Annotated in this window: 14 protein-coding genes; 11 read left to right on the top strand and 3 right to left on the bottom strand. The window is 38.1% G+C overall.

Annotated features, from left to right (window positions below; translation table 11 throughout):
• The first annotated feature begins 413 nt into the window (after positions 1-413).
• The gene (locus P8596_RS22615; protein ID WP_279725288.1) at positions 414-989 is read left to right on the top strand and encodes a sigma-70 family RNA polymerase sigma factor; all 576 of its coding nucleotides are present in this window, start codon (positions 414-416) and stop codon (positions 987-989) included.
• Positions 982-2,370, top strand: coding sequence for a hypothetical protein (locus tag P8596_RS22610; protein ID WP_279725286.1), 1,389 nt, complete (start codon positions 982-984; stop codon positions 2,368-2,370). The genes P8596_RS22615 and P8596_RS22610 overlap by 8 nt, the downstream gene beginning before the upstream one ends.
• Positions 2,371-2,453: 83 nt before the next feature.
• On the opposite strand, the gene P8596_RS22605 is transcribed toward P8596_RS22610, so the two are convergent.
• Together P8596_RS22605 and P8596_RS22600 are read right to left on the bottom strand one after the other, a co-directional pair.
• Positions 2,454-2,780 (bottom strand): hypothetical protein, encoded by a 327-nt coding sequence (locus P8596_RS22605; RefSeq protein WP_279725285.1) that lies wholly within the window; start codon positions 2,778-2,780, stop codon positions 2,454-2,456.
• 217 nt (positions 2,781-2,997) lie between these two features.
• The gene (locus P8596_RS22600; protein ID WP_279725284.1) at positions 2,998-3,138 is read right to left on the bottom strand and encodes a hypothetical protein; all 141 of its coding nucleotides are present in this window, start codon (positions 3,136-3,138) and stop codon (positions 2,998-3,000) included.
• Between the two features lie 198 nt (positions 3,139-3,336).
• Between P8596_RS22600 and P8596_RS22595 the strand changes: the two genes are divergently transcribed.
• On the top strand, positions 3,337-4,215 hold the full coding sequence (locus P8596_RS22595; RefSeq protein WP_279725282.1) for a helix-turn-helix domain-containing protein: 879 nt from the start codon (positions 3,337-3,339) through the stop codon (positions 4,213-4,215).
• A 432-nt stretch (positions 4,216-4,647) separates the two neighbouring features.
• Here the strand turns inward: P8596_RS22595 and P8596_RS22590 are convergent, their stop codons facing one another.
• On the bottom strand, positions 4,648-5,712 hold the full coding sequence (locus tag P8596_RS22590) for a C40 family peptidase (protein ID WP_279725280.1): 1,065 nt from the start codon (positions 5,710-5,712) through the stop codon (positions 4,648-4,650).
• A gap of 344 nt (positions 5,713-6,056) precedes the next feature.
• Between P8596_RS22590 and P8596_RS22585 the strand changes: the two genes are divergently transcribed.
• From P8596_RS22585 to P8596_RS22550, 8 genes are all read left to right on the top strand, one after another.
• Positions 6,057-7,013: an NAD-dependent epimerase/dehydratase family protein gene (locus tag P8596_RS22585; protein ID WP_279725278.1), complete on the top strand. Its 957-nt coding sequence runs from the start codon at positions 6,057-6,059 to the stop codon at positions 7,011-7,013.
• Positions 7,014-7,320: 307 nt separating this feature from the next.
• Positions 7,321-7,650, top strand: a complete 330-nt coding sequence (locus tag P8596_RS22580; protein ID WP_279725277.1) for a hypothetical protein — start codon at positions 7,321-7,323, stop codon at positions 7,648-7,650.
• A 15-nt stretch (positions 7,651-7,665) separates the two neighbouring features.
• A complete protein-coding gene (locus tag P8596_RS22575) occupies positions 7,666-9,906 on the top strand; it encodes a SpoIID/LytB domain-containing protein (protein WP_279725276.1) in 2,241 nt (746 codons plus the stop codon).
• A 33-nt stretch (positions 9,907-9,939) separates the two neighbouring features.
• The gene (locus P8596_RS22570; RefSeq protein WP_279725275.1) at positions 9,940-11,442 is read left to right on the top strand and encodes an N-acetylmuramoyl-L-alanine amidase; all 1,503 of its coding nucleotides are present in this window, start codon (positions 9,940-9,942) and stop codon (positions 11,440-11,442) included.
• An 82-nt stretch (positions 11,443-11,524) separates the two neighbouring features.
• The gene (locus P8596_RS22565; RefSeq protein WP_279725274.1) at positions 11,525-13,738 is read left to right on the top strand and encodes a N,N-dimethylformamidase beta subunit family domain-containing protein; all 2,214 of its coding nucleotides are present in this window, start codon (positions 11,525-11,527) and stop codon (positions 13,736-13,738) included.
• A 198-nt stretch (positions 13,739-13,936) separates the two neighbouring features.
• A complete protein-coding gene (locus P8596_RS22560; protein ID WP_159363052.1) occupies positions 13,937-14,995 on the top strand; it encodes a glycosyltransferase family 4 protein in 1,059 nt (352 codons plus the stop codon).
• Between the two features lie 50 nt (positions 14,996-15,045).
• Entirely contained in the window at positions 15,046-16,323 is a 1,278-nt protein-coding gene (locus tag P8596_RS22555; protein WP_279725273.1) for a glycosyltransferase, read from the top strand.
• Positions 16,313-17,641 carry a flippase gene (locus tag P8596_RS22550; RefSeq protein ID WP_279725272.1) on the top strand — a complete coding sequence of 443 codons (1,329 nt, stop codon included), beginning with the start codon at positions 16,313-16,315 and terminating at the stop codon, positions 17,639-17,641. The genes P8596_RS22555 and P8596_RS22550 overlap by 11 nt, the downstream gene beginning before the upstream one ends.
• The last annotated feature ends 98 nt before the right edge of the window (positions 17,642-17,739 follow it).

The raw sequence follows: 17,739 nt of genomic DNA, 5'->3' as shown, positions 1-17,739 counted from the left end.
TTTTAGCAAATATTTGGGACATTCTACCGCTGACACTCGTCTAACATGAAATGGAAAAAAGAAAATAGGAAGGGAAATTAAAGTCACGATAATCATGAAAGAGTCATAAGCGGAACAACAAGCAGACTCCTCAATGATAAATATGAATTGTCCCAATTCGACTATCATTTTATTAAAAATCAGAAAACCTGATTAAAAACCAAGAAGCTGGACATGAATGTGAACCCTACTAATAAAGGGACGGACCTTCCGCCTTCAAAAAAATAAATACCTTGATACCACAGTATTCAAGAAAGCCAATATAGAGACCTCGAATTAAACGTTGAAAAAAGAGGCTCGTTTCTAAGCAAGTAAGTACTAGATAAAGATCTACACCAAATATTATATGTAGTAAGCATTAGGAGGATGGTTTTATGACAGAGGTATTACACCAGGTGAGAGGGGGGCTTAGGCGTTTGGAAGATATGAAGACTAATAGTGATCAATTGATTGAAACATTAATCGACCGGTACGAAAATCAGATTACGAAGCTTGCTTATATGTATGTTCAGGATTGGTCAGCGGCACAGGACATATGCCAGGAGGTTTTCATTAAAGCGTATCATTCACTGGGCAGCTTCAACCAGGATTCTTCCTACAAAACATGGATATATCGGATTGCTGTGAACCAATGCAAGGACTATAAAAAGTCTGCATATTTCAGAAGGAATACAGTGGTGGATAAATTTCACCGAATGTTTAATAAGGAAATCGAGGGAACCCCAGAACAAGAGCTCCTCCAAAAAGAAGAAAAGAACAGTGTGTCAGAACAAATCTTTGCATTATCCATGAAGTACAGAGAAATTATCCTATTATATTATTATGAAGAACTAACAACCGACGAAATTAGCGAACTATTAAACATTAAAGCTTCCACCGTTCGAACCAGACTGGACAGGGGAAGAAAGAAATTAAAACCTTTGCTCCAAGGGGGGGATACGGATGATTAAGGATCCATTACGCAATCTCAAAAATGAATTGGAAAAAGAACTGTTTCAAAATATAGAAATGCCAAGTCAGAAGCAAGCGATATTGACGAAAATTCAGAAACAAAAATATAAAAAACGACGAAACTGGCGTATGATTCTCAACGTAGGAATAGTAGCTGCAATCATTTTTATCGTCTCTGTCCTTGGCAGCAGTTATTTACCGAAAGATGAATTGGTCGAGAATGATCATCTAAATGAAACCAAAGAGCCACAGGATGATAAGGGACATTCGGCCTTCATTCCCGAGGACGCTCTTAAAGAAAAAATAGAAAAAGAAAAAAGAACCTTACAAGATAAAAAACGCCAATCACCTGTGAGGGAAGAATCGCCTGATACAGAGGATGTGGATACTCAGGGTCAAGAAAAGGAAGAAGAGAAAGAGGCGGTGGGTGAATTCATCATAGATCCGCCAACATTTGATTTTTCAGTTATTATTCAAAATCCTGAAGAGTTTAAAGAGAAAGCTTCCAAAGGAATACTATATGGAACAGATACTAAATTAGGAGACACATACGACAGTATTAAAGAAAGATATGGTAAGCTTCCGGCAACTGGAGGATACGAAGGTGGCTACAGATATTTCCTTGGAGATGACTACGTTCTAAGTTTCAGGGAACGACAAGGGGGCACATTGTATAGGTCAGAAAGCAGAATTAAAGAGAAAACACTTACTGTTAATCAAGTCATTAATGCTATGGGAGATCCTTACTACTTTTATGACATGATGAATGACCGTGTTAATCTGGTATATACTGTTGATGGAAACCAGCTGCTTATGAGAGTGGAAGGGCTGGTAGATATAGATGGTACATCAGACAACAGTGATTTTAAAGTAGTAGGAGTGGATTTGGAAGCGGAAGTGACAGCGGTTGAGCTGAGTGAGACATGGATAGATGAAAAAAAACTCGCGAAAAAAGTGAAATTCATCACTGCGGATGATTTGGAAATTCCTTTCCATTTCAACGAAAACTGGATCATCGAAGCAAAAGAGAAAATTCTGGCTAAACAACAAGTAAAGAACATAGATTATAAAAAAATTGAGAATGACGATACATCTTACTGCTTCAAAATAACAGTCGGGAAAGATATTACACACGAAAAGGGCAAAGAAATCGCAAGATATCTCATAGAAGAAATCACCACTTCATCAGAAAAGGAGACAGGGCAGAAGCGAGTTTGGGATTATTATTCTTACAGCTTACTTGTAACTCAGGAGAGGAATGGAATGACCAAAAGGATCCTCGAAGGTTATGCTCAAAACTTCCCTAAAAAGGACTCAATGGATACACCACATCAAACCGCAGGCTCATACCCGCCTGAAGTTGAATGGGTTCAATACTAAACCAAAGGTCCGTCCCTTAAAACGAGGGACGGACCTTCTTTAATCTATACGCTCTCTCTATAACAAATACAATACTGAATATTTTATTCGCCAAATCTACTCCTGAGTGTGTATCCTGATTGGACATCAGAAATTCCAATGACACCGAGGAAGTGTTTCAGCTTCTTCATACAGTTCTTTTCTACTCCACCCACCACTTCGAATTGGTCTATAACGGCGGTTTTGTCTGTTTTGGTAAAGGAGCCGTGTTTACCTTTGCGTATCTGTACAGGGTTGCCAGCGGTAGGGTAGGTGGAGACGAAAGCTTCTCCGATCTTATTTCCAAATTGTTCAAATTCGAACTGGAATACAATCGACAAATCTACATCAGAATATAGAGGATTTACTTTCATGCTTATGTTTTTCATCATGAAGCCCCCTTTCTTTTCTTGTATCTTGATACTAACACATCGTCGTATAGTGTGATTTTAGGCTTATTGACCCTTAGTACCCAAATATGGTAATAATGCGAGGCTAAATTAGCTTTTTGTCCAGTTTCTATAACTTTAAGAATATTTGTGAAGGATCTTGGATCATTCCATGAAATAAAAAACCTCCCCTGAAGGAGAGGTGTATATTATATAAATATTAATGTGGATTACCTGGTAGTTCAACAAATTGTGTTTGCACGGCTGCAGTTTCTGTGCTTGATGGGGTATCATTAAAGAAACCACCAGCGCCAAATAAAATTATAGATGCAGTTAAAATTGTAAGAAAACGTCTTTTCATAGGACTTTCCTCCCTTTCTTATTCAAATATAAATTCGATAAGATTAGTAATATATCTGTTAGTATAATTAAAACATATTTGTTAAATATATAATTTCCCCTTAAGATGTCATATTACCTATTTATCAAGAATAAAAATAGTCTTTTCATCTGTTTTCTTAACAAAATATAACTCTAGGCATAATTAGGAGAGGGTTTAATGGATTTTACTGCAGTTGGGAAAAAAATAAAAGAACTCAGAAAGAACAGTCGATTATCTCAAGAAGAGCTGGCAGAAGGAGTATGCACTCAGGCACAAATTAGTAAAATAGAAAAAGGGGATGTTTTCCCCTACGCATCTACATTATATCAAATTTCACAAAAACTTGGTGTGGATGTTAACTATTTCTTCGATATTGGAACTACTCCCAGGTTAGATTATGTACAAGAAGTCTTTCAACAATTACAGATCCTAAGGAGAAGTTTAAAATTTGAAGAAATGATGGACATCGTAAGAGCTGAAGAACATAACCCTTTATTCATTCAAAATAATAAGAATATGCAATTACTATTATGGCATAAGGGGATCTATTTATATGAAGTGAAAAAGGATTTAGACCAATCAGTAAAAACACTTCGTGAAGCAATTGACATTACAAACATTAAAGGAAGAATATTGCAAGAAAGAGAGCTAGAGATTCTGTTGTCTCTTGGGGCCATTTATTTTAATGAGGATATAGACAAGGCTTTAGCAGTTTTTGAAGATATCAGGCACCATTTGCAATTATTACCCCACTTAAATAATTACGCCATTAAAACAAGACTACTTTATAATTTAGCCAGGGTTCTAACACGAATGGAAAGAATAGAAGAGTCGAATGAATACTGTGAGGACGCTATTAAATGGGCTCTTCATAAAGATAGCTTATATCTTCTAGGTGAATTACATTATCATATAGGCTACAATTTAGAACTGCTAAATAATAAAAAAAGAGCACTGGAATATATGGAAAAAGCTTTAATTGTCTTTGAGCTGCAACAAGATACCAAGTACATTCCATTTATCAAAGGCAGGATAGAAGAATTGGCGAAACAGTAAAGAAAAGCATTCATTCCTAATTATGATATTTTATAATACTTCAACGAAAATGATAAAAAGGTCCTTTCTTCACTGAATAAATGAAGAAAGGACCTTTACGTTTACAGTTTAACAAATATTCATTGCGTATTTATTTTGAATAAGATTATTATTTAGTAATCATTATTTCACTTGCTTTACTAACATTCCCCGCCTTATCTTTGGCTGTTACAGAGTCTTCATCTTATGAGGTTCGATTTTTAGTACGTTCTTACCGGAAGGATCAGTTGAAGGATGGAGTCATCATGAAGTGGCTTCAAGACGTGATAATAACTAGTAAACTATTAAAATAACCAGGGAATAGAAGTTCCCTGGTTTACTTACACTGCCAAGTAGTACATTTCCATATCACCATTGGGAACATAGTACCAGGTAGTGGTCAATCATATTTTTTTACAAGTCATAAAAACGTTTAAAACCATCAAATTTGGATTTCCAATATGAATTATCTAAACTAGTAATTTCAACACCATTGTCCCCAGCATGAATAAACTTGTTGTCCCCTACATAAATACCTAAATGGGAGATGCCTTTTTTATATGTGTTTTCGAAAAAGACCAGGTCTCCTATAGAGGGCTTATTAACATAGTATGAACGACTGTAATATCCCTCACTGGACGTTCGGCTCACTTTAACACCGCTCTTATTAAAAGCATAATATATGAAACCGCTGCAGTCGAAGCCTGAAGGGGTAGAACCTCCCCATGAGTAAGGGATGCCCAGTTGTGCTTTTGCGTGAGAAATGAGTGTATTTGTGTTGAAAGAAGTATCGCTTCCTTCATTTGACTGAACAGTCTCAGTAGTAGAAGATGGCTGTGATACTTGAGATTTTCCTATTTTTATAGTTTGGCCGATATAAATCAAGTCACTGGACAAGTTGTTCAGGCGTTTAATATCTTGCACTGACACATCGTACATTCTACTGATGTAGGATAACGTATCTCCAGCCTTGACGGAATATGTATTAGAACTTTCCGGTTTAGATGGTGTAGACGGCGGTGCAGGGGAAGTCACATTCCCGTTACTTTGATCACTCGATGAGGTACCGCTGGCTATGTTAAGTACCTGTCCGGGAAAGATGAGATGGCCATTGATACTATTCCATTTTTGTAATTCTGATACAGTGATGGAGTATTTATATGCAATGGCGCTGAGAGTGTCCCCTGACTTAACAGTATACTTTTGGGCTGAAACCGATGGATTTGATGTCTGGTTTGAAGATGGCTTAACGGGTTGGTCAAGACTTACCGTGTCTACTTTAAGCAATTGATTTGGGAAAATTAATTCTGATCTTAATTTGTTCAACTCTTTGATGGCACTAACGGATGTGTCGTATTTAATAGCGATGGACCAAAGAGAATCACCAGATTCAACTTTATGGGTGTTTGCGGATGCAGATGCAGCAAACGCAGTCGACAGAACGGCGGTGGCAGCGACAGAAACTAGTGTTTTTTTCACTTGTTTTTCTCCTTTTTTGTCAGATGTTAGTTATATCGGTATATAATATTGACATTTTATCACATAAACACAAAATAGAGACATTTTTATTGATGTTATTACATATTTTTTAGTATTTACCATGGGTTTTGGAACGTTGGTATATAAACTGGAGTTGGTGTAAAATGATGATATATTATTGAACATATTTTAAATATGATGTATTTACTTATTAGATGATATGAGGAGTCGCCTACCTATGTAATTTACCTTTATGGACGATGTGTGAGGTGGGTTTGTTTCACTCTAAAATCAGGCAGAATGAAATAGAGTATTTTTTAATTAATGTTAAAGGAGTTTTTTGGATGAGCTACTATCTCGTTACAGGTGGAGCCGGGTTTATCGGGTCACATCTTGTAGAAGAGTTATTAAGGTTAAATAAAAAAGTGATCATTGTCGATGATCTTTCAATGGGAAAAAAAGAAAACATACCTGAGCATGAAAATGTAACTTTTATCAAGGGAGATATTTCAGATTCGGAAATCGTCACTGACATTTTTAATAAGTACCAATTTGAGAAAATCTACCATTTGGGGGCAATTGCCAGTGTAGCAGCATCAGTTGAAACACCTTTAGACACTCATAAAACGAATTTGGATGCGACCCTGTATTTATTAGAGGGTGCAAAGAAGCAAGGTGTCTTAAAAAGGTTTATTTTTGCCTCTTCTGCTGCAGTGTTTGGGGATGAGCCTACCTTACCCAAAACGGAAACTTCAGATATTAAGCCGTTATCCCCGTATGCAATTGATAAATACGCTTCTGAACAATATGTATTGACATATAATAGACTATACGATCTCCCAACGACAGCAGTGAGATTTTTTAATGTTTTCGGATCCAGACAGAATCCCTCTTCACCATATTCTGGTGTAGTTTCAATCTTAACTGATAAATTTTTGGAATTGGAAAGGGATCACGAAGTCGAGTTCACTTTATATGGGGATGGCGAACAAACCAGGGATTTTATCTATGTTAAAGACGTAGTGAGTGCCCTGGTGCTAGTTAGTGAGAATGAAAAAGCAATCGGGGAAGTATTTAACGTGGGAACTGGTAACTCAATAAGTTTGAATGAATTAATTTCATTATATGAAAAGTTGACTGGTTTAAAGCTCCATATTAAACGAGAGGATGAAAGGGCTGGAGATATAAAATATTCCTACTCTGATATTACTAAGATTGAGGGAATTGGCTTTAAAGCTCTCTATAATATGGAAAAAGGGTTAACACAATACTGGAATGAAGAGACCGAACACAAAAGATAAAATTCTAATTCCAGGATGCTTAAATTATTGGTTGCTTAAACATATTGCAGTTAGTTACAACAGAGAAAAAATTAATAATATACCAAAGCCTCAGATTCAGGTAAATGCCTGATATCTGGGGCTTTTTGTGTACCCTTTTTCTTCGTCTAAGTCCATTATCTCAGTGTTTAACCTCAGGCGAATGTTTAAACTTGGATTAAAAGCACTCTTTTACTATTAATTTCTATTTCCTATTTACAATATTTATGAGCTTATATAGTATTTAAATTGAAAAGTATGTAACTAGAATGTAATGGAGTGGTAAAGGATGAAAAAAAGTTTAGGAATCGCATTGTTGTCTGGTGCTCTATTGCTGAGCGGTTGTGGAACGAAAGAGGATTCAGTGGAAAAAAATAACACTTCAGAAAATACTGAGTCCGCCGATACAAATAATGTAAAAACAGAAACAGTCATCTTCAATGGGCTGGCAGACACTCATTCAATGGAAGTTAAAAATGGAAATGAAGTAATGTCCATTCAATTTAATCCAGAAATGTTAGACAAAATCCAAGAGCTGGAGGAGGGCGAAGAAATTCAACTGAAGTATAAGGAAAATGAAAAAGATCAGCTTGAGTTAGTGGAAATCACAGAAAAATAAATGGAGGTCAAGTTGTTGGGTTATTTTAAAAAAACAATCGTATCTGTCGTAAGTGCCGGAATGATTCTTGCATACACTCCTGTGGAAGCTGGTGCAGCTTCAATCTCTGTAAAACTTAAAAACTATATCGGAAATAAAACAAGCCTAACCATTAATAGTGAAGGTGTTTATAAGCTGGAGAACAATAATAATAGATTCAGCGGCAACGACCGCTATCAGGTTGCCGAGAATGTTGCCAGTAATGGATGGAACACGGCCGAGACCGTCTTTGTAGTGAATTCAATGGCCTTTGCAGACGCATTATCCGCATCTCCACTGGCTTATAAATACGATGCTCCGATCCTATTAACAAGAAAAGACAGTATTCCCGACTCAACCCTGAATAAAATAAAATCGTTGAATCCGGATAAGATTGTCATTATAGGTGGAACGGGAAGCGTAAATCAAGCTGTAGAAACTAAATTAAAATCAATTACTACTGACGTTTCACGTATTGACGGGAAAGACCGTTTTGAAGTCGCAAAGAAAGTAGCACAGAACCTCGGTACTACAAATAAAGCGGTTGTCACAAATGGGTTAATCTTCTCAGATGCACTTGCCATTGCGCCTTATGCAGCCAAAAATGGAATCCCTATTATTCTATCCAAGAAAGATGACCTTCCAACTGCCTCTCTGGAAGCAGTTCAAGGTAAGTCTGATGTGCTGGTAGTCGGAGGAACAGGAAGTGTAAGTAACTCCGTATACAACCAAGCCAAGGCGACAGACAGGATTGCAGGTAGTGATCGATATGAAGTCTCATCAAATATCATCAAAGAACTTAACATTGATTCAAGTATGGCATACATATCAAATGGGTTAACATTTGCAGATGCCTTAACCGGCTCTGTATTAGCAGCTAAGAATGGAGCTCCACTTCTCTTAACGAGAGCAGATAAGCTGCCTGACAGCATCCAATCTACTATTAACGAAGAAAAGTTTAATGTGTTTAATATATTGGGAGGACCGGCATCGGTTAAAGAAAGTGTCGTGGAGCAGCTTCCTAATGAATTCAAGCTTAACGAAGGCACCGACTATGTAGTGAAAAATGAATCTGGAAGATTGGCTATCTACCAGGGGTCTTCTAAAATTGCGGATTTTGGAACGTCAAGTTTTGTCTTGAAACCGGAAGTCTATTCTCAATCGAATATACTGACAATCACGGGGGATTCTGAAAGAGAATATTTAGGGAGAATGCAATTCAGCTCAGAATCTAATTCTTATGTTAGACCTACAAATTTAAATATTCCCTTTGAAGACTATTTGAAGAGCGTAGTGCCTAAAGAGTCCCCTGCCTATTACCATATGGAAGCATTGAAGGCTCAGGCAGTGGCTGCCCGTACTTATGCATATAACGAAGCGGGAAAAACAGTACTGGATGATCAGAGTTATCAGGTTTATGGCGGTTTTGATTGGAATGTAAAGACGTCTCAAGCCGTAACCGAAACGAGTGGAGAAGTATTACGTTATAACGATAAATTAATCACCGCGTTATTTTCGTCAAGCAACGGTGGTTATACAGCGACTAATACAGATGAATGGGGTACGCCCAAGTTGGGCTACTTAACAAATAAGGCTGATCCGTATGACAATTACACATGGGAACTAAAAGTACCAAAAACGGTAATCAGTGACGAAACCATCACGAATACCTCAAATGAAGAAACACCATACAGCAATGTCACTCTGGAAGCGGCATTGAAAAACCCAGGCTGGTGGTGGGACGCTGTAAGTGAAGATAAAACGGTCTTCTTAGACGGCAACCAAAAAACATCCCCGTTGATTGATAACATCAAGAAACAACTGAATGAAAGCTATGTAAACAAAGAAATTAAAATCAAATCCATTTCAAGTTTTGTCCTGGATCCGGAAAAAAATGCTGCGCAAAGAAGTCTTGAAGGATCTCTAAGAGTTAAGTTTTACCTGAAAGAAAAGGGAACAAAAAGTTATTCCCTGGACTCTGACGGCAAACTGAAAGAATTTGAGGAAACAATCGAAAAATCTGCAACTGACTTGAGATATATGTTTGGAACTCTTTATTACAGAAGTACGTACACTCCATCCGTGGATAATGAAAGCGATAGCTTCACAATACACGGAAAAGGCTTTGGGCACGGAGTTGGCATGAGTCAACAAGCTGCCAATAAAAGGGCGAATGACGGACAAACGTATAAACAAATTTTAGATTTCTACTATCCTAATACCACATTAGGAAAATAACAAACTAGAATATTGTACAAATAGGAGGAAATAATGAAGAAAGTTTTAGTTTCGCTGGTTGTTTTTTTCGTCTTCTTTGGATTGGCACAAGTGGCCAGTGCGTCGGGTGAATATGATAGATTGTCTGGTAAGGATCGATTTGAAGTGGCAGCAAATGTTGCGGAAGAAGGATGGCCAAGTGGTGCCAATGTTGTTTTTCTATCTAACTACAATGCCTTCGCGGATGCACTGGCTGCGACACCACTCGCTTATAAAATGAACGCGCCGATCTTGTTGACGCGTCCTGATGGCTTAGGTGATACAACAAAGAATAAACTTCGTGAACTGTCGCCTTCCAAGGTTGTTATTATAGGAGGAACGGCAAGTATTTCGAGTACCGTCGTAAATGAAGTGAAAAGTCTCGGGATTACAACGGTTGAACGAATAAGCGGTAAAGACCGTTTTGAAGTATCTGCTGCAATAGCCAAGAAGATGCCGAGTTCTTCTAAGGCTGTAGTGGCAAATGGATTGACCTTCGCGGATGCATTGGCAATAGCGCCTTATGCTTCGAGGAATGGTATGCCAATCCTTTTAACTCGCGATGATGCTCTTCCAACCCCGACTATTTCAAGCTTACAATCAAGAAATCCCAGTCAAGTAATTGTAATGGGTGGAACGGCAAGTGTAAGTAATGGGGTGTATGCAGATTTATTAGTCTATAGCCCCTTTAGAATTGGTGGAGATGATCGTTATGAAGTCGCCGCTAATATTATTGAGAAATTAAACCTGCCGACCTCAACCGGATTCTTAGCGACTGGGCAGACTTTTGCGGACGCGTTAACTGGTTCAGTTTTAGCAGCCAAGAAAAATGCTCCGGTGTTATTAACTAGAAACTCTTCATTGCCTGAGGCAACGAAGGAAATTTCAGGTCAAAAGGGAATGACAAACTTCATCGTATTGGGTGGTAAAGCATCGGTTTCTGATAATGTAGTCAAGGCAGTGGCAGGACCTTTGGCGGGTAAATTAATCGTCGTTGATCCAGGTCATGGATATGATGATCCCGGTGCATCAGATAATAATGTGATTGAAAAAGAAGTGAATTTAGGTGTTTCTACTAAATTGAAAAGAAACCTCGATGCAAATGGTGCTTATACCATCATGACACGTGAAGGAGATACCTATCCTACATTGTCAGAGAGAGCGGAACTTGCTAATAAGCAGGGAGCAGATGCATTTATCAGTGTGCATACAAATGCATTTCCATCGAATCCTGATGTAGACGGAACCGAAACCTATTGGGACGATACCTATGCAGCTGCCAAAAGCCAGGAACTGGCCACTTATATTAACAGAGAATTAGTCGACAAGCTGGATACAAATAATAGGGGAGTAAAGAATGTTAACTTTAAAGTGATCAGGGAATCCACTATGCCGAGTGTTCTGGTCGAACTTGCTTTTCTAACGAATGAACAAGATGCAGCGAAGTTGAAAAGCGATTATTATAGAGAGCAAGCTGCAATCGGAATCACAAATGGAGTTCTTACTTTTTTTAAATAATCAAGCAAGGAAAATAATAGGAGGGCACCTGGGATATGCTTATTCCAGGTGCCTTTTATATAACCTTAAGGGGATAGGGATAATGAGAAAATTCACGTTGTTCTTCTTTGGACTCTTTGTATGGATGGCCCTTTTTTCTGAAGCAGTCGAAGCTGAGACAGTACATGAAAGGATTGACGGTCAAAATCGATTTGAAGTCGCAGTGAATATATCTAAGAAATACTGGAAGGATGGGGCTGATACAGTCATCATAACAAATCATCTGGCGTTTGCGGATGCGCTTTCTGCATCTCCATTGGCTTACCATAAAGATGCTCCCATTCTACTAACAAGAAATGACCGTTTGGCAAGCGAAACATTGAAGGAGTTAAAGCGGTTAAATCCAAGGGAGATAATACTAATTGGGGGAGCAGGAAGTATCGCACCAATGATTGTGACACAGATTAATGAATCCAACATTCCTAAGCTGCAAACCGTTTCCAGAATTCCGGGTGAAGATCGATTTGCAGTATCTGAAAATATCGCCATGCAGCTCCCGCCTTCCTCTAAGGTGATTCTAGCCAATGGCCTGGTTTTTGCGGATGCATTATCTATTGCTCCGTACGCCTCTATTAATCATATTCCTATCTTATTGACAAGAGTAAATGACATTCCTTCATCTACATTAAGGGTAATAAAGAAAAGGGCCATATCCGAAGTGACAATCGTCGGCGGAACTGGAAGTGTAAGTGAAGGGGTAGAAAAAATGTTGCCTGTAAAAGAGAGGATCGGGGGAAAGGACCGATATGAGGTATCTGCAAATATTGCTTCGAAATTCTTTCCTGAATCAAGTCATTCTTTTATGGCAACCGGTATTACTTTTGCGGATGCATTGAGTGGGTCTACGATAGCATCAAAAGCAAATGGTCCGGTTTTACTCACTCGCCCAAATAATACACCTGATCCCATCCACTCATATTTAATCAGCAGACAGCCTGAGAAGGTCACAATATTTGGTGGTCCGGCCTCGGTTAATGAAAATGTAATATATAAACCGGGAAACTGGAAAGTTGAGAAAAAGTCTTCTTTTATTCAGGGGTATGCAGATAAACCATCCTATCAACCTGGTGACAAAGTTGAATTATATATATCCAGTGAATATGGGTACGGAGCGGAAATATATAGAATGGGTTATTATGAAGGGGAAGGTGCAGAACTAAAGAAATCATTCGGTTATTTACCGGCTTATCATCAGTCTGATAAGAAGAGAAACGCTGCAAATTCAGATGCCAACTGGGTAAAGAATGTTTATTTTTCCATCCCTGAAGAATGGGAAAGCGGAATGTACTTAATCAAACTTATAGATAGTAGATTGAATGCTTCCTATATTCCGATTGTCGTGAATGCCAAAGAAAAAAATGGAATTGGAATTGTAATAGCGACAAACACTTACCAAGCCTATAACAACTGGGGCGGGAAGAGTTTTTATGGATACAATAGTACAAACAAAGAACCTGCGATTAGATTATCCTATCATCGCCCTTATCAAGAAGGTTATGGATCAGGTCAATTCTTTAAGTATGAATACAATTTAATCAGATGGCTTGAGAAGAAAGGATATTCGTTGAATTACTATTCAAATGTCGATATTGCAAGCGGAAGATTAGATGCTGATAATCCGAAGCTGCTTATCATATCAGGACATGATGAATATTGGACAAAGGAATCAAGGGATAGCATTGAGAAATTAGCAAAAAGCAATATGAATCTTGCCAACTTCAGTGCTAATGTCGGGTATTGGCAAGTTCGTCTGGAGGACGATGCTGAGACCATTGTCAGCTATAAAGCAAAAGCCGATCAGGATCCCTATCAGAAGATCTTTCCCGGTAAAGTGACGACTCAATTTAGAAGCCATCCAGTTAACAGGCCCGAAAATCAATTGTTCGGAAGCATGTATAGAGGAATTCCAGATAAAACATATCCGATGGTCATCACCAATTCATCTCATTGGATTTATCAGGGGACTGGCCTGAAAGACGGTGACGAAATAGAAGGAGTCATTGGTGGGGAAATCGACCGTTACGATGGGGAAATCCCGCAAGTTGAATTAATTTCCAGGTCACCAGTCAACGTATATGGCAAAAAGAGTGTTGCAGACGTTATCTGGTGGGAGAAGCCTTATGGTACCAAAGTTTTCTCTGCAGGTACATTTTACTGGAACTGGTTCCTTGACCCATATGGCCATGAAGATGCTGCTTCCTTTAACCGTAACATTGAATTGATAACTGAGAACGCATTAGAAGAACTATTAAAGTGAATGAAGAAATAGTTTTAGTCATTATTACCACTAATAAACTGAAGGATAGGTTAGAAAATAATCAAAGTAGGGTAAAGGTTAGTGAAATCTATTTGTAAAAAAAAATTCATTTCTTTGGTTGGTTTTTATGTTAAACTGATTGAGGACTAAAATTTAGTAATTACAGAACTAATCTTTAAAATAAAAGGAGTAAATATAATGGACATCAAGTTGGTATTATCGGTGCTTTTATCTTTTGTCTCCGTCCTTATTGTCACTCCATGGGTTATCAAATTTGCAAAACTCATTGGCGTAGTCGACCAGCCGAATCATCGTAAGGTGCATACCAAGGAAATGCCTCGAATGGGTGGTCTGGCAATTTTCATTGGGGTCCTTGTAGGCTACTTTGCATCAGGTTTATATAAAGAACCCATCGCTTCCATTACAGTGGGTGCTCTGATCATCTTAGCCATCGGATTATTGGATGATAAATTTGCTTTATCTGCCAAGGTTAAGCTGGCAGGTCAAATTATCGCCGCTGTTGTAGTGGTATATTCTGGATTAACGATAGAATTTTTATACATTCCTTTTTTTGACAGGATTGATATTGGCATCCTGGCCATTCCGGTAACTTTATTATGGGTAATCGGAATAACCAATGCAATCAATCTGATTGATGGATTAGACGGCTTGGCGGCAGGAATCTCATCCATTAGCCTGGCGACCATAGCCTTTATGGCATTCATAAATGGAAAAGCATTAATTTTGACATTGGCTTTGATTGTGCTTGCTAGCGCCATTGGTTTCCTGTTTTACAATTTCCATCCCGCTAAGATCTTTATGGGTGATACAGGTTCGCTATTCCTGGGTTACATGATAGCGGTATTGTCACTATTAGGATTGTATAAGAGTGTGACACTGTTCAGTTTTGTGGTGCCGATTCTGATACTTGGAGTGCCATTATTCGATACTACTTTCGCCATCATTAGAAGGGTAGTGAATAAGAAACCAATCTCTGCTCCGGACAAATCACATCTCCATCATCGACTAATCAGTCTGGGATTTTCACACAGAGAAACAGTCATAATCATATATGCACTTGGATTATGCTTTAGTATAAGTGCCATTATTTTTACGAAAGCTACTTTATGGGGATCGGTATTATTGCTTGCGACATTACTGATTGCCATTCAAACCATTGCAGAGGTTATCGGCCTTGTGAACGAAAAACACAAACCTTTCCTAAGGTTTTATAAGAAAATCTTAGGCCGTCTATAAGCTGTGGGAGCATTCCTGCAGCTTTTTATCTTATTTATAAGGAGATTGACATGAAACAAGATCAAACACTTATTCTTCTCACAAGTAGATTTCCTTATTCACCTGGAGAAGAATTTATCTATAATGAATTAATGATTCTCTCAAAGAAGTTTAAGAATATACTCATTGTGCCAACAAACCAGGAGTGTTGGAACAGGGATGAACCACATGGAAGGGAACTACCTGCAAATGTAAAGGTTCACATAATCAAAAGCGAGACGATAAACCCTAAGGTAAGGAAAGTGAAAAGTTTACTATCAAGCCTTACAAGCCCTTCCGTTAGATCTTGGTACAAAAAAGATATTCAAAACGCAAAAAAGTTTGGATTAAAAGGTAAGTTCAAGCTTTATAAATGGGTTGTTGATGCCTATCAGATTCGGAAGAAACTTGAATTAATCGAAAACAGTATATCTCAAAGCGCTGTTTTTTATTCCTACTGGTTGACCCCAGCGGCAGCTGCACTGGCGATGTGGAAAGAAGATAATCCAAAGATCACAGCTGTCTCAAGAGTACATGGGGGGGATCTGTACTGGGAGCGCCATGCTATGCCATACTTACCCGTACAGAAAGAAGTCATTCAATCATTAGATAAAATCTTCAGTATTTCTGATAATGGAAAAAAATACTTGGAGGAAAGATTCCCGGGTATAAGTGATAAAATTGAGGTCAGCCGTTTAGGAACAAAAGGTGTAAAACTCTCTAATACGGATGAAGCTGCATCTTCTCAAAGTCCCATTAAAATGGTGTCCGTTTCTTACTTGAAAGGTGTAAAAAGAGTTCACTTAATTGCAGAGGCAATAAAAAAAGCACAAGTACCAGTTCACTGGGTCCATATAGGGGACGGACCTGAGAAGGAGAAGATTCAGGCCATCATAGATCAGTTTCCTGAAATGAGCAAGGGTGAATTACTCGGCAGCCTATCAAATGATGAAGTGATAAATGCTTTAAGCAGTCAAAGGTTTGATCTTTTCATAAATGTGAGTGAAAGTGAAGGGATCCCGGTCACTATTATGGAAGCGTTCAGTGCAAGGATTCCCGTTCTCGCCACCGATGTCGGGGGGACGTCGGAGCTAGTGAATCCTTCCAATGGATGGTTGCTCAATAAAGATTTCTATCCTGAAGAAATCGCCAGTATATTAGACAAGGTCGGTACTTCTCCGGAACTGATTTCTCAGAAAAGAGAGCATGCTTACCAAATGTGGGAAGAACATTACTCTTGCGAAAAAAATTATTCCGAGTTTGCAGAAAAAATGTTATCAATAGGAGATTTAACACAACATGGAAACTAAAAACTCATTTTTTTCAAACAGTCTAATCACCCTTACCCGACAATTGGCGAGTATTGTCATAGGGATTACCCTCATTTCTGTCCTTGGGAGAACCCTTGGTAAAGACGGGTATGGAGAGTATACCTTGATTACGTATGTTCCATTGATGATCATGACATTCCTTAACTTAGGTTTGAATTCTTCAACCATTTATTTTGTCAGCAGGAGAAAATATTCACTTAAAGAAATATTCAACACCAATGTCCTGATGGCCCTCTTATTATCGCTTATAGGAATTATCATCGGAACAGTTGTCTTGTATCTGTTCAAAGAATCTAAGTTTGATGAGTTGGATTTATCCCTTCTTTTTGCAAGTTTTTTTGCTTTGCCGTTTATGTTGGGGATGATTTTTTTACAGACCATTTTTCAAGGTCAACAAAAATTCAAGACGTTTAACACTGCCCTCTTGATTCAACAATTGGGGACAGTGATTTCAGTTCTTATTTTTGTGCTATTGCTTGATTTAGGGCTGCAAGCGGCTGTTTTCTCTTTTGGTATCGGATATTTTTGCAGTGTGACCTATTGTTTAATCATTTTATTTACAGTCGAGAAATTGCAGCTCAACTTTCGTTCCTTCTCCAAAACATATTTAAAGGAGTCGGTAACGTATGGAATAAAGGCTCATATTAGTAATGTCATGACATTTTTAAATTACAGGTTGGACATCTTCTTCTTAGGTTTTTTTCTGGGGAAAGGTTCGGTCGGTATTTATTCTGCGGCGGTGAATATCGGGGAAAGACTTTCGATTTTTTCCCAATCAATTTCAAGTGTCCTTCTTCCGAGAATATCATCCTCTGAGGAAACGGTGGATCGAAATAGAATAACGGCGCTTGTGACAAGAATCATGACCTTGTTCATGATCTTATTAGGCTTAGTTGTGTTTGTATTGTCCGATTTTATTTTTGATGTAATCTTAAACAGTGAATATGAGAGCAGTTCTCTTATGTTACAACTTTTAATTCCAGGTATAGTCGTTCTAGCAGTAGAGAAACTATTATCAAATGACCTCGCTGGAAGAGGAAAGCCGGAATTGAACATGTATGTATCCATATTCAATGTTGTATTGAACGTCATCCTGAATCTTATTCTCATTCCTTCAATAGGGATCAAGGGAGCGGCGATTGCTTCATCTATTACTTATATTTTAAGTTTTATGATAAAAGTGATAATATATTCTCGAGAAACGAAAGTGAAGCCTTTCGAATTGTTGATTCTCAGAAAGTCAGACGTATTATTACTCAGCAATACGGCTAAGAAATTAGCTAAGTCATTCATGTAACGAAATTGAAAAATATTTATAACCCAAATCCCTATCATTTTGTGTATGATAGAGAGTGCGAACAAGAAAGAGTATAAGTAGACAGGTGGTTAGTATAA

Source organism: Rossellomorea sp. DA94 (assembly GCF_029834455.1).
Lineage (GTDB): Bacteria > Bacillota > Bacilli > Bacillales > Bacillaceae_B > Rossellomorea > Rossellomorea vietnamensis.
This window is presented reverse-complemented; position numbering and strand designations above follow the sequence as displayed.